Origin of the sequence: Exiguobacterium artemiae 255-15 (assembly GCF_000019905.1) — a bacterium.
GTDB lineage: Bacteria > Bacillota > Bacilli > Exiguobacteriales > Exiguobacteriaceae > Exiguobacterium_A > Exiguobacterium_A artemiae.
On record NC_010556.1, the window covers coordinates 1,378,988 to 1,400,558 of the forward strand.

28 protein-coding genes are annotated in these 21,571 nt (G+C 50.8%); 17 read left to right on the forward strand and 11 right to left on the reverse strand.

What is annotated here, in order from left to right:
- The first annotated feature begins 15 nt into the window (after positions 1 to 15).
- Complete coding sequence (locus EXIG_RS15910) at positions 16 to 219, forward strand: hypothetical protein (protein ID WP_041261585.1); 204 nt, start codon at positions 16 to 18, stop codon at positions 217 to 219.
- Between the two features lie 9 nt (positions 220 to 228).
- Here EXIG_RS15910 and EXIG_RS07145 read toward each other — a convergent pair whose 3' ends face one another.
- A complete protein-coding gene (locus EXIG_RS07145) occupies positions 229 to 1,017 on the reverse strand; it encodes a hypothetical protein (RefSeq protein WP_041261587.1) in 789 nt (262 codons plus the stop codon).
- A 172-nt stretch (positions 1,018 to 1,189) separates the two neighbouring features.
- On the opposite strand from EXIG_RS07145, the gene EXIG_RS07150 reads away from it, so the two are divergent.
- The 5 genes from EXIG_RS07150 (at position 1,190) to EXIG_RS07170 (ending at position 4,541) form a co-directional block, all read left to right on the forward strand.
- Entirely contained in the window at positions 1,190 to 1,339 is a 150-nt protein-coding gene (locus EXIG_RS07150) for a hypothetical protein (RefSeq protein WP_234944594.1), read from the forward strand.
- Between the two features lie 149 nt (positions 1,340 to 1,488).
- Positions 1,489 to 2,292 carry a helix-turn-helix domain-containing protein gene (locus EXIG_RS07155; RefSeq protein WP_012370264.1) on the forward strand — a complete coding sequence of 268 codons (804 nt, stop codon included), beginning with the start codon at positions 1,489 to 1,491 and terminating at the stop codon, positions 2,290 to 2,292.
- 15 nt (positions 2,293 to 2,307) lie between these two features.
- A complete protein-coding gene (locus EXIG_RS07160) occupies positions 2,308 to 2,970 on the forward strand; it encodes a M15 family metallopeptidase (protein ID WP_012370265.1) in 663 nt (220 codons plus the stop codon).
- Positions 2,967 to 3,233 (forward strand): SPP1 phage holin family protein, encoded by a 267-nt coding sequence (locus EXIG_RS07165; protein WP_012370266.1) that lies wholly within the window; start codon positions 2,967 to 2,969, stop codon positions 3,231 to 3,233. The genes EXIG_RS07160 and EXIG_RS07165 overlap by 4 nt, the downstream gene beginning before the upstream one ends.
- 165 nt (positions 3,234 to 3,398) lie before the next feature.
- Positions 3,399 to 4,541: a GGDEF domain-containing protein gene (locus tag EXIG_RS07170; RefSeq protein WP_012370267.1), complete on the forward strand. Its 1,143-nt coding sequence runs from the start codon at positions 3,399 to 3,401 to the stop codon at positions 4,539 to 4,541.
- Positions 4,542 to 4,620: 79 nt separating this feature from the next.
- Here EXIG_RS07170 and EXIG_RS07175 read toward each other — a convergent pair whose 3' ends face one another.
- Both EXIG_RS07175 and EXIG_RS07180 read right to left on the reverse strand, forming a co-directional pair.
- Positions 4,621 to 4,917 (reverse strand): hypothetical protein, encoded by a 297-nt coding sequence (locus EXIG_RS07175; RefSeq protein WP_012370268.1) that lies wholly within the window; start codon positions 4,915 to 4,917, stop codon positions 4,621 to 4,623.
- A gap of 206 nt (positions 4,918 to 5,123) precedes the next feature.
- Positions 5,124 to 5,795 (reverse strand): hypothetical protein, encoded by a 672-nt coding sequence (locus EXIG_RS07180; protein ID WP_012370269.1) that lies wholly within the window; start codon positions 5,793 to 5,795, stop codon positions 5,124 to 5,126.
- Positions 5,796 to 5,927: 132 nt separating this feature from the next.
- Between EXIG_RS07180 and EXIG_RS07185 the strand changes: the two genes are divergently transcribed.
- Positions 5,928 to 6,998: a threonine aldolase family protein gene (locus EXIG_RS07185; RefSeq protein ID WP_012370270.1), complete on the forward strand. Its 1,071-nt coding sequence runs from the start codon at positions 5,928 to 5,930 to the stop codon at positions 6,996 to 6,998.
- Here the strand turns inward: EXIG_RS07185 and EXIG_RS07190 are convergent.
- Positions 6,995 to 7,375: a MerR family transcriptional regulator gene (locus EXIG_RS07190; RefSeq protein ID WP_012370271.1), complete on the reverse strand. Its 381-nt coding sequence runs from the start codon at positions 7,373 to 7,375 to the stop codon at positions 6,995 to 6,997. The genes EXIG_RS07185 and EXIG_RS07190 overlap by 4 nt on opposite strands.
- Before the next feature lie 84 nt (positions 7,376 to 7,459).
- On the opposite strand from EXIG_RS07190, the gene EXIG_RS07195 reads away from it, so the two are divergent.
- Complete coding sequence (locus EXIG_RS07195; protein ID WP_012370272.1) at positions 7,460 to 8,218, forward strand: SDR family NAD(P)-dependent oxidoreductase; 759 nt, start codon at positions 7,460 to 7,462, stop codon at positions 8,216 to 8,218.
- 78 nt (positions 8,219 to 8,296) lie between these two features.
- On the opposite strand, the gene EXIG_RS07200 is transcribed toward EXIG_RS07195, so the two are convergent.
- Positions 8,297 to 8,593: a hypothetical protein gene (locus EXIG_RS07200; protein ID WP_234944595.1), complete on the reverse strand. Its 297-nt coding sequence runs from the start codon at positions 8,591 to 8,593 to the stop codon at positions 8,297 to 8,299.
- 235 nt (positions 8,594 to 8,828) lie between these two features.
- Between EXIG_RS07200 and EXIG_RS07205 the strand changes: the two genes are divergently transcribed.
- Genes EXIG_RS07205 through EXIG_RS07215 form a run of 3 tightly spaced genes read left to right on the forward strand, consistent with a single transcriptional unit; the run spans position 8,829 to position 9,997 of the window.
- The gene (locus EXIG_RS07205) at positions 8,829 to 9,092 is read left to right on the forward strand and encodes a hypothetical protein (RefSeq protein WP_012370274.1); all 264 of its coding nucleotides are present in this window, start codon (positions 8,829 to 8,831) and stop codon (positions 9,090 to 9,092) included.
- 26 nt (positions 9,093 to 9,118) lie between these two features.
- Positions 9,119 to 9,631, forward strand: coding sequence for an MFS transporter (locus tag EXIG_RS07210; RefSeq protein WP_012370275.1), 513 nt, complete (start codon positions 9,119 to 9,121; stop codon positions 9,629 to 9,631).
- Between the two features lie 21 nt (positions 9,632 to 9,652).
- A complete protein-coding gene (locus EXIG_RS07215) occupies positions 9,653 to 9,997 on the forward strand; it encodes a hypothetical protein (RefSeq protein WP_012370276.1) in 345 nt (114 codons plus the stop codon).
- Between the two features lie 300 nt (positions 9,998 to 10,297).
- On the opposite strand, the gene EXIG_RS07220 is transcribed toward EXIG_RS07215, so the two are convergent.
- Positions 10,298 to 11,452 carry a globin domain-containing protein gene (locus EXIG_RS07220; RefSeq protein ID WP_012370278.1) on the reverse strand — a complete coding sequence of 385 codons (1,155 nt, stop codon included), beginning with the start codon at positions 11,450 to 11,452 and terminating at the stop codon, positions 10,298 to 10,300.
- 178 nt (positions 11,453 to 11,630) lie between these two features.
- Entirely contained in the window at positions 11,631 to 13,256 is a 1,626-nt protein-coding gene (locus tag EXIG_RS07225; protein WP_012370279.1) for an ABC transporter substrate-binding protein, read from the reverse strand.
- A 326-nt stretch (positions 13,257 to 13,582) separates the two neighbouring features.
- Here EXIG_RS07225 and iscB point away from each other — a divergent pair, with 326 nt between their 5' ends.
- Positions 13,583 to 14,839, forward strand: a complete 1,257-nt coding sequence (iscB, locus tag EXIG_RS07230) for an RNA-guided endonuclease IscB (RefSeq protein ID WP_012370280.1) — start codon at positions 13,583 to 13,585, stop codon at positions 14,837 to 14,839.
- A 34-nt stretch (positions 14,840 to 14,873) separates the two neighbouring features.
- On the forward strand, positions 14,874 to 16,109 hold the full coding sequence (locus EXIG_RS07235; RefSeq protein WP_041261590.1) for an MDR family MFS transporter: 1,236 nt from the start codon (positions 14,874 to 14,876) through the stop codon (positions 16,107 to 16,109).
- A 70-nt stretch (positions 16,110 to 16,179) separates the two neighbouring features.
- On the opposite strand, the gene EXIG_RS07240 is transcribed toward EXIG_RS07235, so the two are convergent.
- Positions 16,180 to 16,422, reverse strand: coding sequence for a hypothetical protein (locus EXIG_RS07240; protein WP_012370282.1), 243 nt, complete (start codon positions 16,420 to 16,422; stop codon positions 16,180 to 16,182).
- 43 nt (positions 16,423 to 16,465) lie between these two features.
- The gene (locus EXIG_RS07245) at positions 16,466 to 16,651 is read right to left on the reverse strand and encodes a hypothetical protein (RefSeq protein ID WP_012370283.1); all 186 of its coding nucleotides are present in this window, start codon (positions 16,649 to 16,651) and stop codon (positions 16,466 to 16,468) included.
- Positions 16,652 to 16,816: 165 nt separating this feature from the next.
- Here EXIG_RS07245 and EXIG_RS07250 point away from each other — a divergent pair, with 165 nt between their 5' ends.
- From EXIG_RS07250 to EXIG_RS07260, 3 genes are read left to right on the forward strand one after another with little or no spacing between them, the layout of a single operon-like run.
- The gene (locus EXIG_RS07250) at positions 16,817 to 17,485 is read left to right on the forward strand and encodes a GntR family transcriptional regulator (protein WP_012370284.1); all 669 of its coding nucleotides are present in this window, start codon (positions 16,817 to 16,819) and stop codon (positions 17,483 to 17,485) included.
- The gene (locus EXIG_RS07255) at positions 17,470 to 18,387 is read left to right on the forward strand and encodes a DMT family transporter (protein WP_012370285.1); all 918 of its coding nucleotides are present in this window, start codon (positions 17,470 to 17,472) and stop codon (positions 18,385 to 18,387) included. The genes EXIG_RS07250 and EXIG_RS07255 overlap by 16 nt, the downstream gene beginning before the upstream one ends.
- A 51-nt stretch (positions 18,388 to 18,438) precedes the next feature.
- Positions 18,439 to 19,149, forward strand: coding sequence for a DUF554 domain-containing protein (locus EXIG_RS07260; RefSeq protein WP_012370286.1), 711 nt, complete (start codon positions 18,439 to 18,441; stop codon positions 19,147 to 19,149).
- Positions 19,150 to 19,213: 64 nt separating this feature from the next.
- On the opposite strand, the gene EXIG_RS07265 is transcribed toward EXIG_RS07260, so the two are convergent.
- Together EXIG_RS07265 and EXIG_RS07270 are read right to left on the reverse strand one after the other, a co-directional pair.
- Positions 19,214 to 19,693 (reverse strand): NUDIX hydrolase, encoded by a 480-nt coding sequence (locus tag EXIG_RS07265; protein ID WP_012370287.1) that lies wholly within the window; start codon positions 19,691 to 19,693, stop codon positions 19,214 to 19,216.
- A gap of 14 nt (positions 19,694 to 19,707) precedes the next feature.
- The gene (locus EXIG_RS07270) at positions 19,708 to 20,469 is read right to left on the reverse strand and encodes an arylamine N-acetyltransferase family protein (RefSeq protein WP_234944596.1); all 762 of its coding nucleotides are present in this window, start codon (positions 20,467 to 20,469) and stop codon (positions 19,708 to 19,710) included.
- Positions 20,470 to 20,638: 169 nt separating this feature from the next.
- On the opposite strand from EXIG_RS07270, the gene EXIG_RS07275 reads away from it, so the two are divergent.
- Positions 20,639 to 21,568 (forward strand): ABC transporter substrate-binding protein, encoded by a 930-nt coding sequence (locus EXIG_RS07275; RefSeq protein ID WP_012370289.1) that lies wholly within the window; start codon positions 20,639 to 20,641, stop codon positions 21,566 to 21,568.
- Positions 21,569 to 21,571: the final 3 nt, after the last annotated feature.

A 21,571-nucleotide genomic window follows, 5' to 3' on the forward strand; every position in this document is an offset into this window, starting at 1 on the left:
AATCTACAAACAGCTATGAAATGGACGGTCGTCGACGAAGATGAATTTTTGGAAAATCAGTTAGTGTATCATTATCCGGTAGACGTCATCACAGGAGCGGAACAGATGCTTCGTCGTCTGCAGGACAAGATTCAACGACAGGCGTTTCCGTTTGACGGATTTTTGACCGGTTGGCTGGGCCGATTACGGCACGACCGTCACACCACGCCATTGCCATGAAGCCTGTTATCACCCATTTTGCTTCGACCTGCATTCCGCAGCGAGCCGCCGAATTTCAGCCGCCATCGAGGAATTGACCGGCTGAATCTGTTCGAGCCACTCGAGCAGCGCAAGCGCTGATTCTGGGACTCGGGTGTATCCTTGCAGGACATCGGCAAACCGTTCCTGCGCTTGCGGGAATCGTTGCTCGGCCCGGCGTTCATTGCCGTACTGGTCCGGATAATACACGACTTCCGACTCGAGCAGGTGCAAAACGGACAGGAGTTGTGAAAAAGCATGCTGTTCGACCAGCTGGAGACCGGATAACCGTTCGCCGCGGGCATACCGGCACAAGCCGACATAGAGATTCGTCAAGGCTTCGTTCAGTGCGAAGTCGAGTGTATCCCGACGGATCGGTGGAGGTGCTTGTTTTGAAACCGTCAAGTCGACGCCCAGGAATGTCGAATCCTGCCAGACAATCCGCCCCGGTGAAAAAGCGATTTCCGGCATCTCGTCGAGTTCAAAAATCGCACATTCACCGTAAATCCCGTCCGCGAATAACAATTTAAAGCCGTCGACCGTGTTTTGGAAAATGAAGCTGAGCGGATGGACCGACTCCAACCAGTCAAGTTGCTGGAGGAACCGTTGCTTTTGCCCTGGTTTCGTAATGATAAAAAAATCGAGGTCGGAATAGCGGTCGAGCCGTTCCAGCTCCTGACCGACGGAACCGAGTCCGAGTAATAACCAGGCGTTGTTTGTGTGTTCGAGTTGCTGACCGATCTGATCAAGGCGTGCAAGTAGCGTCTGTTGGCGTGACATCATCAAAACTCCTTTTATTTGGTGTAAGCGTTCTCTTGTTCAGTCTAGCAAGCTTGAGTGGGGCGTCAAGAAAAGATTGTCGTATTCAAAATGGAATGACTAAAAAACAGGAAGGGTGAAAGGTATGGAAGTGCTGATCCTCCTAGTGGGCTCATTTCTCTTAAGTGGCTTAATGCTCTGGACGATTATCAAAGCCGTCCTGACCGCTTATCGAAACCAACAGCTATCAATGGCAAAGGCTATTTTCATCACAACCGGTATGACGGTCTTCAGCATCCTGCTTGCCGGTGTGCTGCCGTATATCTATCTCCGTTTTCTCTGAATTTCAGACCCGATGTATCCGGAACCGTCTATTCCGCGTACATCGGGTCTGTTTGTTGTCTAAAAACTTCCGAACAACCGGATCGATCGTCCTGTTATTTCTGGATAGAAAGGAGGAAATTCCTCCTGAATTTAAAGGAGGATAACATCATGCACCCTTACTTACGTGTCGAGCATCAACTGTTACGCGACGGAGCGGCTTTTTCATCCGTCCATGAAAAAATGGTCTATCTGCTGCTGCAAAGTTATGCCGGTCGGGACGGACTCGCGTTCCCGTCGCATCAGACGCTCGCGGACGCTGTTCCGTGCGGCAAAACGACCGTCAAAAACTGTCTTCAGACGCTCGTCGAAAAAGGATGGATCGAAAAGGTCGAGCGGTTCGACCGGCACGGGGGACAAACGTCGAACGGCTACCGGATTCGAATGGTGTCCCCGGTCACTTCCGGACAGGACCCGGGTCAAGAGACGGCAACCGGGCAGCCATCTGTCGCCTCCGAAGAAAAAGGGGTTAAGAAACCGTCTTTAAAAAAAGAACCACCACCTCCCGGAGTCATGGAAATCCTCACTCATTTTGAGACGGAAATCGGTCGTGTCACACCGTCGATTCGCAGGAAACTGGAGGCGTTGTTGAAAGAAACGAGTCCTGCCGTCCTGCATCATGCAATCGAACAGGCATCGGCGGCGAACATTCGTAACTTTAACTACATCCAGGTCGTCATCGACAGTCTGAAACAGCGGAATCTATTGACGCAGGAACAAATCGACACGCATGAAAAACGCCGCCGGAACGCTGTGACGCGATCACCCCGCCGGAAGAAACACGGGAAATTACCGGACTGGGTCGAACGGGAACGCCAACAACAGCAACAAGCAGAGGCGGAGCAAAAACAACGGTTTGAACAAACCGTTCCCGACCAAGGGGAACTGGCTTTATTGCTTGCAGAACTGATCTGATGAAGGAGGACTTTTATGACACCGTCACTTGACTGGTTACTTGACCAAGCGAACCGAAAACTGACGAACGGGATGGACCCGGACGTCGCCGCGATTACACGGACCGTCATCACGGAACTGGCGGCAGAAGGATTACCAATCGGCATCGCGCAAGGCTTTCGGACAAAACAGGAACAGGACGACTTGTATGCCAGCGGGCGGACACGTCCGGGGAAAATCGTCACCTATGCCAAAGGAGGGAAATCGAATCATAACTTCGGTGTCGCCGTCGATCTATTTGTTTACGCGGACGGCGGCAAACGGGCCGAGTTTCCGGCACCGCCCGATCCACGGTTGAAGCGGATCGTTGCCGCGATGAAACGGTATCAGATGCAATGGGGCGGGGACTGGGGCAGCTTTCCGGATTATCCGCATTTTCAACTGTACGATGCCGTCAATGGTCAAACAAAACCGTTGCTCGGACCCCGTTATCCCGGTCAACCGCTTTATGCGGGAGCCGAGCGGATGGACCGGACGCTGATTCGGCTGATTCAAAAACGGCTCCGCCTGCCGTTGACCGGACGATTTGATCAAAAGTTGACGCAACGCATCAAACAGTTTCAACGGCAGCACCGGTTAGCGGTGGACGGAATCATCGGTCCGGTCACATGGCGGCATCTGTTTGGGGCCCGCCGATGAAGGAACGTTTGATTGCCCTCATCCGATTGTTCGTGCCGCTCTATAGTTTCGTCAATTTAACGTTGCTTGCGTTCGGTTATACCCCGTTGCCGTTTGAGACGAATCAAATCGAAACCGCTTTGACGGCACTGCTCGGGGCAGGCAGTCTCCTCTATGCCTGGTGGAAAAATAACAATCTGACCGAGGCGGCGCAACAGGCGCAAGTGATGTTACGAGAGTGGAAAGGACAGGTTCGGCGCGAAGGACAGGAAAAATCAGGATGAATGTGCCGCCTGAACTGGTAATTTGTTTGAAATGTGCAGACAACGGGCAATATTTCGAGTAGAGCGCTAATGGTTTGATCCCAAGATACCGATAATAAGGTAGCGTCCCGTATCGTCAGCGTCTTGAAGTCGCTGCCGACGGAAAAGAAAGAGGTCAGACTGAACTTGAAATTATCGACGTTGCAATTTTATTTATTACTTGCATTGTTTTCATTGATGTTTACGAGTATCTGGAGTTACAATGCCTTCCTGAAAATTGAACAAAAGAATGACCGGATCACGACGGAAGCGATTCCGATCTCGAATGCCGCTTCGCAACTGTTTCCGTTATTGCTCGATCAAGAGCTTACCGTCCGCAGTTATCTACTCGATCAAAATGATCAGACGTTTCAGCAATTTAAAAGTACCAATGCGGAACTGAATGAAACGATTGCCCGGTTGAAGATGCTCGATCAACGTCACCCGATTCTGAAGCAGTTACTGGCAGATGAAGCGATTCCGTTGATTTTACAGACGGACGGATTTTACGAACAACAGATTAAATGGATTCAGAGCAATCAGATCGAACGGGCGGCTTTAAACCGCTACAGCGGGATGGACTACGTCAATCAGTTCCGGCCGATCAATGCGAAAATCAATCAGGACATCGATAAGATCATCCGGGAAGCGACGGAACGGTCCAAACGGGCGTCGGCGTCCGCCAAATGGGTCATCGTCATTGTCGTCAGTGTCGCCGTCCTGTTGCTGATGATCTTCCTGCAGACGTTCCGGCTCGAGCGCAGTCAGCAGGCGCTGATTCACCGCTCCTTGCACGATGCCTTGACCGCGATTCCGAACCGGCGTGCGTTCGACGAGCATCTGGAAGCTTCCTTCACGGCTGCCCGGGAACTGCAGACGGACGTCGGCTTGATTTTGATCGATGTCGATGAATTCAAGCTGTACAACGATACGTACGGTCACTTGAAAGGTGACTGGTGTCTGCAGAAAGTCGCCGGGACATTAAAGAAACAAGCGGGCGAGTTCGGGCATGTCTCCCGGTACGGCGGGGAAGAATTTGCGGTCATCTTGACGGAACACGTCGAACAGATCACACATGTCGCGGAACGGATCCGCAGCGAGATTCTCCGGATGAAGATTGAACACAAAGCGTACGAACCGCTTTGCCAGCTCAGTGTCAGCATCGGACTGGCCGTCGTCCGGCCGAGCGAGACGTTGACGGAAGGCGATTTGATTGTCCTCTCCGATCAGGCCCTGTACCGGGCAAAGTCGAGCGGCCGCAATCAAATTTCGAGCCATGAAGCCAGTTAATCGGATTACTTAAAAAAGCTCTGATTCCATTTCGAGATGGGATCAGAGCTTTTTTGAAATCCATGAATGGTCGTTCGAATCATTGCAAAATCACGCAATAGGACCGTTCGGAAATCAACGGTGCAGAAATGACAAAAACCGTCTTGACCGGCGTACCGCCGACTTTCGCGTCCAGTTGATGCAGTTGAGACCGAATCTTTCGACTCAGGACATACCGGGTTTCAGTACTCAATTCATCAAGCTCTTCATCATGTACATGTAACAAGAGTTGAAACGGTTCGAGCGAGAAAATGGAAAAGTCGCAGTCGATTCGAGGGTCTTCAAACTGTTCATTCAGACCATTTTTTATGAAGTAAGCTTCTTGTGCTGTAATCATCTCGTTTCGCCTCGCTCTCTTTCAGAAACAGTTCAAAAGATTATAAGATGTTAGTTAGCTATATAGTATTTAATACCCGATTTTCTTGAGGAATATCAGTTTCTGCCTGAAAAAGACCGAATATTGGTGGATTAGGGAATACTTTTATGACCACTAAAAAATCACTTGATTCAGGAGTGGCTGATCTGGAATCAGGCACTGCTGGATCAAATGATCGTCGAGCCGACACGTCGTAAAAAGTCTTCGGTCGTCTGTTTAAAAAACGTCAGTTGGTGGACCGGAATCGAAACATGTCCGCCGTAACGGACTTCTAAGTAATGCGGATTGACCGGAGACGGAAATTTGATCCGTGCGAACCATTCCGTCATCGTCTCCTGTTCCCGCCGTTGCAGCGCTTGAGGAAGGCGGCGGTTAAACAGCAGCATATGTTGGCGAATGTCTTCCGCCGGCAGTTCATAATGTCCGTAGCGGATCACTTCGACGCGGCTTGGTGTGAAGAGGAGCGGCTGGAAGCGGGTCGGACGGATGATTTTGATGTAATAAACGAGCAGTCCGATTGATGCGATCATCAGGAAAATAAAGATGAACGGGTATGGTGGTGCGACGACAGCGGAATCGAAGCCCGTCCGTAATAACAGCGGGTCCGGATCCGGCGCGACGGTCTCGACAAACGGTTCAAAGTCGATCACAAGCGGATCCGATGGAAGGGTAAGATGAGATGTGTCACCACAACGTGTCGTACAGGAGCCTGACGTCCGACTGTCGAAAAGAGAAACGAACGATGTCAGAAAATGGGGGATGAACGACTGGATGACAAACAGAATCAATAAAACACTGGAAAGAAACAAACCGATTTTCAATCGGAACGAAGTCTGCATGGGATCACCTCTTTCATACCGTCAAAACGGCGGTTGCATGAGTCTGAACTGAGTATAGCAAATACGACACGGCATCGTTTTGATTTTTTTCAAAAAATAGTCATTATTTCCTAAATAAATGGAGGGTATCAAATGAATCGCTTACGCACAAGTTTTCAACAAACAACCGGTCAAATCAGCGGACACGGAAAACGGAATGTCGGGGTCTTAAAAACTGCTTTTGCAGCAGTGGCAGACGAGATGGCGAGTGATCAATACGGGACGGGGGCGATTATCGAACCGTTCGAACAAAAATTTGCGGATGTACTGGGAATGGACGATGCCGTCTTTTTCCCGAGTGGTACGATGGCGCAACAGGTGGCGTTACGAATCTGGTCGGACGAGACGGACAACCGGACTGTCGCTTACCATCCGCTCTGTCATCTCGAAATCCATGAGCAGGACGGACTGAAGGAGTTGCACCCGATTGAAACAATTCTGGTCGGCGCAGCGGACCGGCTGATGACGCTCGACGAAATTAAGGCGTTACCGGACATCGCCTGTCTGTTGCTCGAGTTGCCGCAACGGGAAATCGGCGGTGTCGCTCCGGCTTTCAGTGAACTCGAAACGATCAGCCGGTATTGCCGCGAACGGGGAATCCGGCTGCACCTCGACGGCGCACGGCTGTTTGAGATGTTACCGTATTATGAAAAGACGGCAGCGGAGATTGCCGGCTTGTTTGACAGTATTTATATCTCGTTTTATAAAGGACTCGGCGGGATTGCCGGTGCGATTCTCGCAGGCCCGGCAGCATTCTGTCAGACGGCGCGAATTTGGAAGCGGCGGTACGGCGGGGACTTAATCAGTTTGTATCCGTACATCGTTTCGGCCGATTATTATTATGAACTGCGAAAGGACCGGATGGGGCAGTACTATGAGCAGGCAAAACAACTGGCAGAGCAGTTTAATGCCTTACCGGGCGTCCATACGACACCGGAAGTTCCGGTCTCGAACATGTTCCACCTTCATTTTGACGGACAGGCGGCGGACATTTCCCCGAAACTCGAGCAGGTCCAGGAAGAGACGGGGCTCGGGTTCGTAGGTTATCTCGTCGACAAAGACGGGTATTGTTCAACAGAAATCAGTGTCGGCGATGCTTACGGAGAGCTGGATCAGCAAACGCGAGACGCCGGATTTGCCCGGCTCCGGCAAGCTTTTTCTTAAAACGTTTCTTTGACTAACGGATGAAGCTGTTGGTAAACGGAAATTTTTTCCGTAATCATCTGTTCCGTCCGGATGAGTTCCGCGAGCTGAGCACGCACGTTTTGCTGGTGTGCTTCGAGGAGACGGAGCCGCTCAAGCGACGTGTCGTGCGTCTCGGACGATGCGAGGAACAGTTTGACATATTCCCGGATCTGGTCGATCGGCATATGCGTCGCCCGGAGCCGCAAGACAAAGCGGAGCCACGTCAGTTGGGTTTCATCATAACGCCGGACGCCGCTTTTGGTGCGGGTCGGGAATAACAGTCCTTCTTTTTCGTAATAGCGAATCGTATGGGCCGTTGTTTCGGTTAATCGGCTGATTTCTGAAATCGTATACATCTTAATCGCACCTCTCCTGCTTGACTTAGAGTTGACTCTAACTTGTAGACTTTCACTATACCAAACAGAAATGGGGAATTGTTCATGAAATACACGGTCATTACAGGAGCCAGCTCCGGTATCGGTTACGAAACAGCGAAAGTGCTTGCGAAAAAAGGAAAATCACTGGTTCTCGTCGCCCGCCGGACGGATGAACTGGAAAAATTACGCGATGAAGTCAAAGCCCTGGCACCGGACAGTGATGTCATTCTGCGGTCCGTTGATTTGACGGAATCGGTCAACGTCCACGAACTGTATGATTCGTTGAAAGATCTCGACATCGAGACATGGATCAATAATGCCGGATTCGGTGATTTCGACAATGTCAAAGATGTGTCAGTCCCGAAAGTCGAGAAGATGCTCCGGCTGAACATCGAAGCTTTGACGGTCTTAACGAGCCGCTATGTCCACGATTATCATGACGTCGAAGGCACGACGGTCCTGAACGTCTCATCTGGCGGCGGCTATCGGATCGTCCCGAACGCGGTCACGTACTGCGCGACGAAGTTTTATGTCAGCGCCTATACGGAAGGACTCGCGCAAGAATTGAAAAATTCCGGGGCGAAACTGCAGGCGAAAGTTCTCGCACCGGCGGCAACGGAAACGGAATTCGCCGACCGGTCACGCGGGGAAGCTGGATTTGATTACAGCAAAAACGTCGCTAAATACCACACGGCGGCAGAGATGGCGACGTTCCTCGATCAACTGCTCAACAGCGATCAAATCGTCGGCATCGTCAACGCCGAAGATTATTCATTTGAACTGCGCGGACCACTCTTTACGTATGTCGGTGCGAATAAGTAAGAGATCAAAAGCCAGCTTTCGCAATGCGAAAACTGGCTTTTTTTGTGTCTGAGCAGATGAAACGGTATGTAGTTCATCTTAAATCAGCGGCATGACAAAGGTCGACGTTAAACTGACGACTAAAAACAGCGCGTAGCTGAAAAAGGTAGTTTTAGCACTGCCGTCGGTCCGGCGTCCGAGAATCGAAAACAGACTGATCGCGCAAATCGTAAGCGTGGACAATAAAAACGATTGATGGGAATCGACTGACGGGATCAGCGACTGGGCGAGATGCGCCAGACCTAGCGGCAAGACGATCAATAAAAAGTAATAGCCGAGCCGTGTTTCCGATGGATGATCCGTCGATTCATGATGGGTGACTGTACGTGTATGCATTCTCATTGGCTCTTCACTTCCTTCTATGTTCAGTATAGAGGACTTCGGACGACTTCTGCGTTACAGTCCGATGAGAAGTCGATAACAAGATTCGTCGAATATGACGAACAGATGTCGGAAAAAACACGTTCTGTAAAAAATGGAAATGCTTCTATCCCGGTTATGTAAAAAAGTGTAAACTGATGAAAGAGAAAATGTCGGGGGAGAGAACCCGCTTGTGAGAGGAGAAGTTGGAATGAACCGCCTGTTTCGTTATTTTTATGTCTCTGACCTGATTGCAACTGTCGGAGCGAGCATCTCCTATATCGCGATCTACTGGACGTGTGCCGGACTGCTGTCGCCGGCAGCCGTCTCGTTAGTCATCGGTGCCGTGTTTGTCATCCGTTTCATCAGTTCGAGTCTGGTCGGACCGTGGATTGACCGGATCGAGCCGGTCCGTCTGCTGAAAGCGACCGTCTTGATCCGGTTTTACTGCTTGGTGCCGTCTGGTATCTTCTGACGCAAACGGAGGCGGTCCTTCTGCCGTTGCTGAGTCTGCTTGCGGTTCAGACACTGTTACAGGTCATCGGCGGCAATACGGCGTTTAAAGTCGTCACCCGGATTGTCGCGTCCGAGCAGTTGCCGGTTGCCAATGCTTACTTAAGTACGCTCGACCGGGTCGGGACGTTGGCCGGACTACTGGCGGGTGGTTTGTTGATTAGTGGATTTTCGATTACGGTGATTTTAGGAATGGAAGCCGTCGTCCACCTGATCGCCTGGTTCCTGTTGTTCCCGTTACGGTCGGCACCGGACAAGGCAGTTAAACCGAAACTGACTTATTGGAACGATTTACGGGAAGGGTTTACTTATTTAGCGCGGGACCACCGATTGATCCGGATTTTAGTCTTCGGTATCCTCGCCAACTGGATGATTACACCGGTCAACGCGTTACTCGCGCCGTTTGCGAAAAACGTCATATGGGGCGGAGCGAATACGTTTTCGCTGCTCGAACTGGCCCTCGTCATCGGCGGGATCGGCATGTCGCTGTTGTATGCGTGACTTGCGAACCGGATTGATCTGATGCAGATGTTTTATCTGTCGATGGTCTTGCAGGGCGGTTTTACCCTGCTGATCGGACTGACGACATCTCTGCCGTTTGCCTTCAGCGGGATGTTGTTGCTTGGGATGGCGCTCAGTCTGTTCGGAATTCCGTTTTCGACGCTGCTTCAACAGACGACACCGGATGCCTTGCTCGGACGGATTCGTTCGGCGTTGTTCTTCGGATTGTCGGCCTATTTGACGACCATGTTTGCGATTGATACCGTGTTTCTGTTCTTTTCCGGAAGCGGTCTGTTGATTCTGCTGATCCTACGACTTCAGCGTAAATCACCGGCGACGGAAGTGCGACGGGACGAGGTCGGATGACAAATCGGCCTTCAGGCGGAGGGCAGGAGAAACGGGGGGCGTTATACTTAAAAAAACGCTTACAGAGGAGAATGCAAAAGATGGATGGAATGGCGATGCTTGCGTTGATGTTTTTGATTCCGATCGGTGGAATGACGGTCATGTTGAATGTCTTATGGCGACGGATGACACCGGAGCTTGAAAAATAACATCTTACATAGGACCGTTTAAGCGGTCGGTATGATGAAAAAACGGACGAGACTGAACCCTTGAAAAAAGGGCAGTTTCGTCCGTTTTTTTGTCGACAAGAAAAGAGAGGCGTTAAGAAACGGCGGTCGGTGCTTCGAGTGCCAGACTTGGTCCGAACACTTCGAAGTGCAATTTGTCCGCTTGACCGCTAAAGTAGCGGCGAACGAACTGAATCATCGCTTCCGGTCCGCAGACATACGTGTCGGCCGCCGGATCAATGTTCGTGACATCAGCCACCGACAAGCGTCCCGGTGTTGTACCCGGTAAGGCATTACGTTCCGCATAGCGGATGATTGTTGCTCCCTGTTCTTCAAACCGGGCCAATTGTTCGGCGAACGGGCGGTCGAGATCGTCCTGGACGGCGACGTATAACGTCGTTTTACGACCAACCGCAAGGGCCGCTTCGGTCATCGCGAGGAGGGGAGTCAAACCGATTCCGCCGGCAAGACCGACGAACGGAGTCGAAGCGTCCGTTAATGTAAACGAACCGGCCGGTGCACTGAGCAGGACCTTTTCACCGACGGACAGACCGTGCAGCTGACGTGAGACAGACCCGTCCTGTTTGACACCGATCGTGTACGATGTGCCGTTGGCGACTGTCGTCAGACTGTATTGGCGATTTTGCCATAAGCCGTCTGGTGCCTGCAGGCGGACTGTGACGTATTGACCGGTTTGGTACGGAGCAAGTGGTCGTCCGTCTGCCGGACGTAACGTAAACGCTTTGATGTCGCTTGATTCAGTCGTCATCGTTTCGATAACGAACGGTTGATACCCTTCAAAGTCCGTTGCCTGTTCATCCTGTTGATACAGTTCCGCTTCGAGCGAGATGAACAGCTTGGCGATTTCCCCGTAGCCGGCTGTCCAGGCGTCGATGATGTCCGGTGTCGCTGCGTCTTTGAGGACATCTTGAATCGCACCAATCAGTTCCGTTCCGACGATGTCGTACATGTACGGTTTGATCTGCAGGCTGCGGTGTTTGTGAAGGACCGGCAGTAACGTCGGTTTCAACGTCTCAAGCTGATCGATGTAAGCGGCGGCAGCATAGACGGCTGTCGCAAGCGCCTGCGACTGACGGTCATTTTTTTGGTTCGATTGATTAAAGATATGTTTCATTTCTGGATGATTTTCAAACAGGCGCTGATAGAAGACACGTGTGATGCTGTGACCATGTTCGGCAAGCACCGGGACGGTTGATTTGATGATGGTGATCGCAGATGGAGTTAACATAAGTACACTTCCTTTTTGGATAATGGGTGATCGGATCAGGTTCGATTTCAGTATCCGTCACATCTGTTTTTAATGCAATAGATAAAATACTAGATTTAAAAAAGTACGTGATATTTGTCACAAGTATGCCATCATTTCGTCAAGTAACCGACAAAAAACCTCCGGAGAATACCGGAGGTTAAGAAGAAATCCACAGTTTTGAGAAATCGAAGTAGCCGAACGAATCAATCGTGATATTTTGTAATTCAATCGGAAACGGGATGATCCGGGTGTCATCATAGAGCGGGATGAAGTAAGACGAGTCGATCAAATATCGTTCGACCGTCTGGTGCAGTCTCATCCAGTCTTCAAAAGGCGTTTCGTCGTACCGGTCAATCCATTTGTTCATCTCTGGCATCTGCCGGAACATCTTCGCCGGCGGGGAAAAATCATTCGTTAAAAACTGATGAAAGGCGACTGGTAAGTTCCGTTCAAAGACTTCCGCGTGAACGGCGAGATCAATCGTCTCAAAGGCATGGAAATCGGTGATGCTTGCTTTAAAACCGATCGGAACGAACTCATAAGGAATCCCGTGCGCGTCAAACGTCTCGCATAACCAGCGGGTCACCTTGTCCGTGAAGTCGGTCAGCTTGATCCGGAGCGGTTGCGTAAACAAAACGGTTGGACCCTCCGGAAGCGGATGGACGGAACTGAACTGTTCCAGAAACCCACGGTCGTTCGGAAAACCCCGCTCATTGAGTGACTGGATCGCCGGACGGATCGCCGCAATCAACCGGTGAATATAGTGCCGCGCTTCCGGTCGCTCGAACGGACCACCGGGACGCGGATTCAAAAAGACGAGTCCAAAGCCGGACTGAGTCGCGATCGTATCCGTTTCACCAGAGTCTGAACGGGATGTCCGGTAGACGGGGTCATACGCATCTGACATTTGAATGAACTCGATCCGGTCGAGCAGGGCGCGGATGCCGTAATAGTTCGGAAAAGCGGACAAAATCGTCTTTTTCGGGTCATTTCGGGTCAGCTGGAACGGTCCGGTCCCGACGTCGTCCTTGCTGATGCTCGTATGGATGGTCGCCAGTTTCGGCAGCAACGAATGGCGCTGCTGGTCTAATGTAATATCAACCTGGTACGGTCCGTTGGATTGAATGTGTTCGACATGCCGGTACGACCGGGCATACGCCGGATAAGCGACCAGTTTCCGGAGACTTTTCGTGACATCCTTACTTGTTAAGAGCGACCCGTCATGGAAGCGGACGTCTTTTCGTAAATAGAGTGACAGGACGGGACCGTTCCAGGCATAATGATGGGCCAGTTCACCTTGCAGTTTGCCGTCGGCGTCAATCGCGAACAACCGGCTGAAGACGTTTTGGACGAGGTGGGCACTGTGAATGTCGGCGGCTTCGAGCGGATCGGTCGTTAAAAAAGGACGTCGGCGTGGAATCAGCAGGGCATCGGACGACTCCTGCGTATAGCCGAACTTTTGCTCGAGCTTTCGCATGAAACGACCGGTTTGAGCGGGAGACCAGTCCCAGCTCAGTTCTTCCGTCACGGCGTCGACCGATTCCCGTTCAATCCGTTCGAGCATCTGTTTCGCATATTCGCGTTCGACATGACGGAGCCAGACGAGCTGTGTCAAATGACCGCGGTCCCGACCGCTCGTATACGCAAGCCAACCGTCTTCCTGCCAGCGCGTTAAATACCGTTTCGTTTGTTTGGGGCTTAAATGGATGTTGTCGGCCAGTTCGGCAATCGAATACAATCCTTCGCGGCAGGTTTTCCATAACGTGAACAGATACGCGTCCATCTCATTCCTCCGTTCTAAAAGGGGACATCTTTCCTTAATGATGTCCATTTTTTAGTTGCTGTGTCTTATTTATCATACAGGTAGAGAATGGAAGGTGACAATGTCAATTACCTATCACTAAAGTGACGGGCTTATACAGCTTGAAATTGACTAGTCTAGGTTCTCACGAACTACGTTGGTTGGGTCATGACACCTCTCGGTGCCCGTTCTAGCCGTTTGCCCTGTCGTCTGTTATTAAAAGTCCTGTTAGGTCGGGGCGGTGTTGCAGATGGAAAAAGCCTTTCCAACATTGACGAAGAACAACAAACTCGAAGGAGGAAAACGTGATGTTCGTTTTCGTACTAAACTATCATGGTGAACCATTGATGCCATGCAAACCAAGTAAAGCGCGTAAATTATTAAACAATGGCAAAGCGAAGTTGATCAAACAAACTCCATTCACAATCCAGCTATTGTTCGGATCAAGTGGATATAAGCAAGAAATTTCACTGGGCGTTGATGCCGGAACGAAACATATCGGTTTCTCAGCGACAACATCCACGAAGGTCTTGCTCGAAGGAGAAGTTCAACTGCGTACCGACATCCAAGACTTGTTGGCGACACGACGTGCCATGCGAAGCGCAAGAAGAAGTCGAAAGACACGCTACCGTCAAGCTCGTTTTCTTAATCGTAAGAAACCTAACGGATGGCTTGCGCCATCCGTTCAGCATAAAGTCGATTCCCATCTGAAACTCATCCGGATGATTCATCGTCTGTTGCCGATCAAACATCTAACGATTGAAGTCGCTCAGTTCGACATCCAAAAGATCAAGAGCCCTGACATATCGGGTGATCTGTATCGGAAGGGAGACCAACTCGGCTTTTGGAACGTCCGGGAGTATGTCTTCTTCCGCGACAAGCACATGTGTCAGCACTGCAAAGGAAAATCGAAGGACAAAATCTTGAACGTCCATCATATCGAAAGCCGTCGCACCGGTGGTGATGCACCAGACAATCTCATCACACTCTGTGAGACGTGCCACAAAAAGATTCACAAGGAAAACTTAGAGCATCTTTTCCAACGGAAATCACGTTCTTTCCGTGATGCCTCGCAGATGACAGTCATGCGTTGGTTCATCTACAACGCTGTCAAAGAAACGTATCCTTACGTCAAACTGACCTATGGCTTCCTAACGAAGAACAGACGCATTCAAAATGGACTCGAGAAGCGTCATGCTGTCGACGCACGTTGCATCAGCGGTAATCCATTAGCGGAAGAACCAAAGGTGTCGTATCTTTTCCGACAGGTACGCGCGAACAACCGTCAACTGCATAAGATGACCGTCGGTAAAAAGGGTAAGAGAAAGGCGAACAAAGCGGAGCGCCTTGTCCACGGCTATCAACTGTTCGACAAGGTGCAATACGAGGAGCAAACGTGTTTCGTTTTCGGAAGACGCAAGAACGGCTACTTCGACCTCAGAACGCTAGCAGGCTTCAGCATTCATAAATCTGCTTCTTATAAGAAACTGATATTGCTCGAGAAAGCGAAGACCTGGCTCGTTGATATCCAACCAGAAGGAGGTGAAGGTCGGTCCCACCCCTGACTAAAGTCGGGGATTTCCGCCGATCTATAAAAAAATGAAATGGAAAGAAATGCCTCGACCAATTAAAGTAAGATTGGTCACATCGTTTATCAACCGGACGATATCGTTTGCGATCATGCCGTTCATGGCATTGCTGTTCGTCCAAGCCTACAATAAAGTGTTTGCCGGAATCTTTTTGATCGGGACAGTCATACTCAGTTTCCTGATTGGTCTGATCGGCGGCTACCTCGCCGACCGCTTCCCGCGGAAACGGTTGCTCGTCCTGTCGACGACGGCGACCGGATTAATATTTTTAGTCATGACGATTTGTCTCGCCATCGATCAGATGTTACTGTTCACAATTGCCTATGCGATTTTCACGGTGACAAGCAATATCGGTCGGCCGGCGATGAGCGCAATCATCATCGATGCGACGACGCCGGAAAACCGGCGCGCCGTGTATGCGATCGACTACTGGCTGATCAATCTGTCGATTGCCCTCGGAACGGCGCTCGGCGGCTGGCTTTACGTCAGCAACCGGTTGTTTTTATTCAGTCTGTTGACGTGTACGTCGTTGCTGTTGCCGGTCGCTTATCATTTTTTGCTCGACGAATCGAAACACGTTTGGCAGAAACAACCGCTCCGGAATGTATTTTTAGATCTCGGAAAAAGTTATCAGATCGCCTGGCGTGACCGGCCGTTCGTCAAAGTCGTCTTCGGTTCGATGTGTATTCTCGCGGCCGAATTTTCGATCGGCAGTTACGTCGCCGTCCGCTTGGCGGACGAATTCGACACGGTGACGATCGGCGACCTGACCGTCAACGGCGTCCGGATGCTCAGTCTGATCAACATTGAAAATACGATTCTCGTCGTCTGTCTGACATTCTTCATTCAACGGTTCTCGAACCGGTTTACGAATAAACAGGCGCTGGTCGGCGGACTGGTCCTCTACATCATCGGTTATGCGACCGTGACGAGTGCGAATTCACTGACGCTGCTCTTGACGTTCATCTTCATCGCGACAATCGGGGAGCTGCTCTATTCCCCGACGCTGAATGCGGAAAAAGCGAACATGATGCCGGCCGACCAACGCGGCGCCTACTCGGCATTTGCCAGTACGTCACATGCCGGTGCCGATCTGTTGTCCCGCTCGACGATCATTCTCGGAGCGATGCTCGCACCGTTCAGGATGAGTGTCTACATCGGACTGATCGTCTGTCTCGGACTCGGGCTGGTCTATCTCGGCTTGTTCCGGAAAGAAAAAGTCGTCGAGAAACAACAGGCTTCTTAATCCCGATTCTACTCAAGAAATACAGCAAAAGGCGTCCTACTCCAACAGAGCGGGACGTCTTCGTGTGGCATTACATACGTTTTCCTACTTTACGGTTAGACAGCAGAAGACTCAGGACGATACTTGCAATCACGGCACATAAGCTTTTCAGCAGGAACTGGTTTCCGAGCCCTGCGATCACATAACCGTTGAACTTCTGACCGAGCGTCGCTTCCGGTACCCAGTCGATCACGTAGCCGATTCCGAAGAAGGCGGGAAGACTGAGCAGCAGGTAAATCAGGATGAAGCTGAGAAGAAAGGATTTCATATTCATAGGATATGCCCCGTTTCTTAAAGCGTGATCAACTGTTATAAGGTCAGAAGATATTTAAAGACTGAACAAGTGTAATGACGAGGATGATGGTCGAAATCGATCCCGCAGTCAGCAACGTCAACATTTTCGGACGACTGATTTCCTCAGAATCCTTTGTGGCTTCTTTGGAAACGGTCATCCAGATGGCGATTGAGAAGATAATGATTAGAAATAATCCGAGACTGGACATCGAGTAACCCTCCATTTATCAAGAATGATCTACCAAATAATTGTAAATTAAATAAGCGATGACTTCAAGGCGGTTTACATCCTATAACAGCATGTTAAAAAATCTCGCGGCACATTAACAGGAAAAATCTGTACATTCTTAATTGATATGTAATATATTAGTTGTATGAAAACTCAACCGATTCAACGAACTTCCTTAAGTGAAGAAGTGTATCAACGACTGCAACAGCAAATCATCACCTTGACCTTGGCACCGGGTCAAAAATTAAACGATCAGCAACTCGCGGAGACGTTTGGTGTCAGCCGGACACCGGTTCGCGAAGCGTTGAAAAAACTGGAGGAGGAGGGACTCGTCGTTACGAAACGGGGATCACGGACGAATGTCACGATGCTGGACGCGACGCAGGCAAGGCAGACGTTTCCGATCGTCGCGACACTGCATGCGCTTGCGGCACGTCTCGCGTTTCCCTTATCGGAAGCGGATATCACCCGTTTAATAGAACTCAATCAAGCGTTTCAGGACGCGATTATGCACGAAGATGCTGAAACGGCGTTGCAACTTGATGACGCCTTTCACGGTCTGTTCCTCAAGCGGAGTCAAAACGGGCAACTGGCGGATACGTTAAACCGTTTGACACCGCTGATCCGCCGGCTCGAGTATGCCCAGTTCAGCCGTCACGGGCATGACTCGGTCACGGATCATCGAACGATCATCGAAGCCTGTCAAAACGGCAGGATTGAAGACCTTGTCCGTGCGACGGAACACAACTGGAACGGTCTCGGGCGCCATCTGATTGCTTCCCTAGAGGAGGACACGCCATGCGACCCATCCTAATCGGGATTTTGGCGGCGATGTTTTTTGCCGTCACCTTCATCCTGAATCAATCGATGCAAGGAAACGGGGGACACTGGATCTATAGTGCCGCCTTACGGTTTTATCTGATGTTGCCGCTGCTCGTCGTGATTGTCGCCTACCGGCGTCGGCTAGGTCGTGTCTGGTCGGCACTTCGGGAAGCACCGTACTTTTGGCTGACGTACGGGACGATCGGCTTCGGGATCTTTTACAGCGGGATTTGTCTTGCTGCTGACTATTCACCCGGCTGGCTGATTGCCGGAACGTGGCAGGTGACGATTCTCGCCGGACCGCTGCTGGCACCGCTGTTCAAACAGACGATTCCGTGGGCATCGCTCCGTTATTCGCTGTTAATCGTCGCGGGTGTTTGCCTGATGCAACTCTCGGTCGCGGATGGGGTATCCGTTTCGACGCTGCTGCTTGGTGTTCTTCCGGTCATCTGTGCCGCAATCGCGTATCCGCTCGGCAACCGGAAGATGATGGAACGGTACGGGGACGAACTTGATGTCTTTGACCGGATTCTCGGGATGACGGTGGCCAGTCTGCCGTTTTGGTTCGTGTTATCCGCGGTCGCGTACGTGCAGGTCGGCTTGCCGTCCGCGGGACAAGTCGGTCAGTCGGGACTGGTCGCCTTATTCTCCGGCGTCATCGCGACATCACTGTTCTTTTATGCGACGACACTCGTCCGGACGGAACCGGTCCGTCTTGCAGCGGTCGAAGCGACGCAGTCGTTTGAAATCCTGTTCACCGTCCTCGGGGAGATGCTGTTTTTACACGCTGTCTTTCCGAACAGTCTCGCGTTGTTCGGGATGTTGCTTGTCATGCTCGGGATGACGATCCACAGTTTAAAGCAGGCTCAGTCAAAAGAAGTACCGGAAATATAATTATTTCAAATACCATATATAAATTTTATTACTTAGAAAAGAGGACACAGGATGGTCTTAACCGGCACACTTGTCAATACAGGATTAATCATCATCGGTACATTACTCGGTCTGCTGTTTCATAAAATTCCCGAACGGACGAAGGAAACGGTTGTCCAGGCAATCGGACTCGCTGTCGTCGTGCTTGGTGTTCAGATGGGACTGAAGAGTGAGAACTTCCTGATCGTCATCGGCAGTCTCGTCTTAGGCGGGGCAATCGGTGAATGGTTACGAATTGATGAAAAGCTGAACCGAGTCGGCGAATGGCTTGAACTAAAAATCGGACGGGGTCATCCATCGAATATCGCAGAAGGTTTCGTCACAGCCACGTTGATTTTCGTCATCGGAGCAATGGGCGTACTCGGGGCGCTTGACGGCGGTTTACGTCAGGACCATGACGTCCTCTATACAAAAGGATTGATTGACGGCTTCACGGCACTTGTCCTCAGCTCGACTCTCGGGATCGGCGTCATCTTTTCGGCGATTCCGGTTCTCGTTTATCAAGGAGCAATTGCTCTCAGCGCAGTGGCGATTACGCAATTTGTTCCGGACGCTATCCTTCAGCAATTCATCGTGGAGATGACGGCGACCGGCGGTGTGATGATTTTAGCAATCGGCTTGAATCTAGCCGGCATCACCAAAATCCGGGTCGCGAATCTCCTACCCGGTATCGTGATGGTCGCATTGATCGTGACCGGTTTGGAACTGCTTGGTTTTAACTGAAACTTAAAAGACATCCGTTTGCACTGTTGATTTCGGTCAGCAGCAGGCAAACGGATGTCTTTTTTTAGTGGATGGTTTTTTCCAAGGCAGAAATGTGGTGCTCAAGCAGCCGGTGCCCGTCATAGTGAAACGTGTGGAGCTGTGGTGTCGTCTGTTTCAAGACGTGCGGCAGGTAAGTCTTCAGATTACTGATGACACCGGTATTATCCGGATGAAGGATCCAGTCAAGCTGTTTCCAGTCGAGAATACCTTCCCGGGTCGCGAGCGGTGTCACGAGGAGCTGATCAGACGGCAGTTCGGCAAGGAACAAATAAATTCCGACCGTCTCGTCCGCCTGCAGGAGAATCGTGCCCGAGAACTGGACAGCGGTCAGCGTCAGACCGGTTTCTTCAAACGTTTCCCGGATGACGGATTCCGCCGGGGACTCGCCGGGTTCGATTTTACCGCCGACCCCGTTCCACATCCCCATCGCCGGTTGTTTTTGCCGGTTCAGCAGCAACCACTGATCGTGCTTGCGAATCAAACAGAGGGTATAACGATACAAGTCTCCTCATCTCCTTAAAAGAAGTCGTGTTTAAAGGCCGCATACTGGTCATCGGACGTGACCGGTTGAATCGTTTTCTTGCCTTCGGTCCAGGTCGTTAACGCCTGTCGTGTCAGAATACGGTGGCCATCGGCTTTGCGGATGGCGAGCAGACTACGTTTGTTGAACGGGGAAGCCGGATGTTCCTGGATGATTTGTTCCATGTCGGATAAAGCAGCCGGTTCGATCGTCTGTTGCGTGTAGAAATGGTACCCGATGACAAACTCGTCATCCTGACCGGTCCGTAACATCTCCAGCTGATAACCGGCGCCGTTCGGGGCAATCCGGTAGCTGCCGCTCGGTGATGTGATCGTTTCTCCGGTCAGAGGAATTGGGCGTAAGGCGAGATTGACACCGAATCCCGTATCGACGAGATAGGTCTGCTCCTGGTGCGACAACAGGACGGCGACGTGGGTCGGACCGGTCGCGGACCAGACGTCATTTTCCTGATCGAAGACGGTCGCCTTGAGAAGTGAAACGTCAAACCCTTTGATTCGTAACACTTCGTACAGCAAATGGTTGAGATCATAGCAGACACCGCCCGCCTGACGTTCGATGAAGGTCTGTCGTAGTCGGTTCTGGTCAAACGGAACCGACTCTTTTTCAAGAACTGCTTGATTGTCAAACGCCAGATGATAGGCAAAGGCTTCAAGCAGCGCCGGTAAATCGGCAAACGTTAACGTATGACCGAGCGGATAATGGATCCGGCCGGCTACGTCTTTAATAAATGTAGACAAGACAATTCCTCCTTTAATCGATGATTCCATTATCGCATATTCCCGTTCATGACAGGATACATGTTATCTGAAAATAAGATTTGGTCTTTTGTTTCGTGATGAACTTTGTTATGCTGAAACAGGATTAATTAAGAATGATTCTCATTCCGGATGAAGAAGGAGGCTCCTCATGTTACGAAAACGAATGACCGGCGCATTCGCGCTTTTAGTAATGAGTTGTCTGATGCTTGCGGCGTGTGCCGGACAAGCGAAAGAAGAGACGACGAAAAAGACGCACGCTGTCACGCATGAAGCAGGAACAACGAACGTGCCGGACCATCCGAAACGGATCGTGGCCCTTGAGTTCTCGTTCGTCGACGCGCTCGACGAACTGGGTATTGAACCGGTCGGCATCGCACAGGAAAACAAGGATGATGTATCGGGGCTGCTCGATAAGAAGATTTCCTTTACGGAAGTCGGGACACGCCAGCAACCGAATCTCGAAGTCATCAGCTCGCTGAAACCGGACTTGATCATCGGAGATTTCAACCGGCATAAAGGCATCTACAAACAATTGCAGCAAATCGAACCGACGATCATCTTAAAAAGCCGGAATGCGACCTATCAGGAAAACCTTGCATCATTCAAGAGCATCGCGGAAGCCGTCGGGCAGACCGATCAAATGGAGCAACGTCTGAAATTGCATGACAAGCGACTCGCAGTTGCCAAACAAAAAGTCGATCCGGACGATCAACGCAAAATCATGGTTGGTGTCTTCCGGTCCGATTCATTGACGGCACACGGAGAGACATCGTTTGACGGGGAACTGCTTGAAAAACTCGGCATCGATAATGCCATCACGAAAACAGTAGAACCAACCGTGACGATTACGCTGGAGCAGATTGTCAAATGGGATCCGGACGTCATCTTCATGGCGGAAGCCGACCCGAAACTGCTCAACGAGTGGAAAAAGAATCCGCTCTGGAATCAGATCACGGCTGTGAAAAAAGGTGAAGTCTACGAAGTCAATCGTGACTTGTGGACCCGTTACCGCGGACTGGACGCAGCGGAACAAATCGTCGACGAAGCGATTCAACTGCTGTATCCGAAAAAATCATAAACG

Coding starts and splice junctions, on each gene's coding strand:
- EXIG_RS15910 (WP_041261585.1), top strand. CDS start 16: ATGAAATGGACGGTCGTCGACGAAGATGAATTTTTGGAAAATCAGTTA.
- EXIG_RS07145 (WP_041261587.1), bottom strand. CDS start 1,017: ATGTCACGCCAACAGACGCTACTTGCACGCCTTGATCAGATCGGTCAG.
- EXIG_RS07150 (WP_234944594.1), top strand. CDS start 1,190: ATGCTCTGGACGATTATCAAAGCCGTCCTGACCGCTTATCGAAACCAA.
- EXIG_RS07155 (WP_012370264.1), top strand. CDS start 1,489: ATGCACCCTTACTTACGTGTCGAGCATCAACTGTTACGCGACGGAGCG.
- EXIG_RS07160 (WP_012370265.1), top strand. CDS start 2,308: ATGACACCGTCACTTGACTGGTTACTTGACCAAGCGAACCGAAAACTG.
- EXIG_RS07165 (WP_012370266.1), top strand. CDS start 2,967: ATGAAGGAACGTTTGATTGCCCTCATCCGATTGTTCGTGCCGCTCTAT.
- EXIG_RS07175 (WP_012370268.1), bottom strand. CDS start 4,917: ATGATTACAGCACAAGAAGCTTACTTCATAAAAAATGGTCTGAATGAA.
- EXIG_RS07180 (WP_012370269.1), bottom strand. CDS start 5,795: ATGCAGACTTCGTTCCGATTGAAAATCGGTTTGTTTCTTTCCAGTGTT.
- EXIG_RS07185 (WP_012370270.1), top strand. CDS start 5,928: ATGAATCGCTTACGCACAAGTTTTCAACAAACAACCGGTCAAATCAGC.
- EXIG_RS07190 (WP_012370271.1), bottom strand. CDS start 7,375: ATGTATACGATTTCAGAAATCAGCCGATTAACCGAAACAACGGCCCAT.
- EXIG_RS07195 (WP_012370272.1), top strand. CDS start 7,460: ATGAAATACACGGTCATTACAGGAGCCAGCTCCGGTATCGGTTACGAA.
- EXIG_RS07200 (WP_234944595.1), bottom strand. CDS start 8,593: ATGCATACACGTACAGTCACCCATCATGAATCGACGGATCATCCATCG.
- EXIG_RS07205 (WP_012370274.1), top strand. CDS start 8,829: ATGAACCGCCTGTTTCGTTATTTTTATGTCTCTGACCTGATTGCAACT.
- EXIG_RS07215 (WP_012370276.1), top strand. CDS start 9,653: ATGCAGATGTTTTATCTGTCGATGGTCTTGCAGGGCGGTTTTACCCTG.
- EXIG_RS07220 (WP_012370278.1), bottom strand. CDS start 11,452: ATGTTAACTCCATCTGCGATCACCATCATCAAATCAACCGTCCCGGTG.
- EXIG_RS07225 (WP_012370279.1), bottom strand. CDS start 13,256: ATGGACGCGTATCTGTTCACGTTATGGAAAACCTGCCGCGAAGGATTG.
- iscB (WP_012370280.1), top strand. CDS start 13,583: ATGTTCGTTTTCGTACTAAACTATCATGGTGAACCATTGATGCCATGC.
- EXIG_RS07235 (WP_041261590.1), top strand. CDS start 14,874: ATGAAATGGAAAGAAATGCCTCGACCAATTAAAGTAAGATTGGTCACA.
- EXIG_RS07240 (WP_012370282.1), bottom strand. CDS start 16,422: ATGAATATGAAATCCTTTCTTCTCAGCTTCATCCTGATTTACCTGCTG.
- EXIG_RS07245 (WP_012370283.1), bottom strand. CDS start 16,651: ATGTCCAGTCTCGGATTATTTCTAATCATTATCTTCTCAATCGCCATC.
- EXIG_RS07250 (WP_012370284.1), top strand. CDS start 16,817: ATGAAAACTCAACCGATTCAACGAACTTCCTTAAGTGAAGAAGTGTAT.
- EXIG_RS07255 (WP_012370285.1), top strand. CDS start 17,470: ATGCGACCCATCCTAATCGGGATTTTGGCGGCGATGTTTTTTGCCGTC.
- EXIG_RS07260 (WP_012370286.1), top strand. CDS start 18,439: ATGGTCTTAACCGGCACACTTGTCAATACAGGATTAATCATCATCGGT.
- EXIG_RS07275 (WP_012370289.1), top strand. CDS start 20,639: ATGTTACGAAAACGAATGACCGGCGCATTCGCGCTTTTAGTAATGAGT.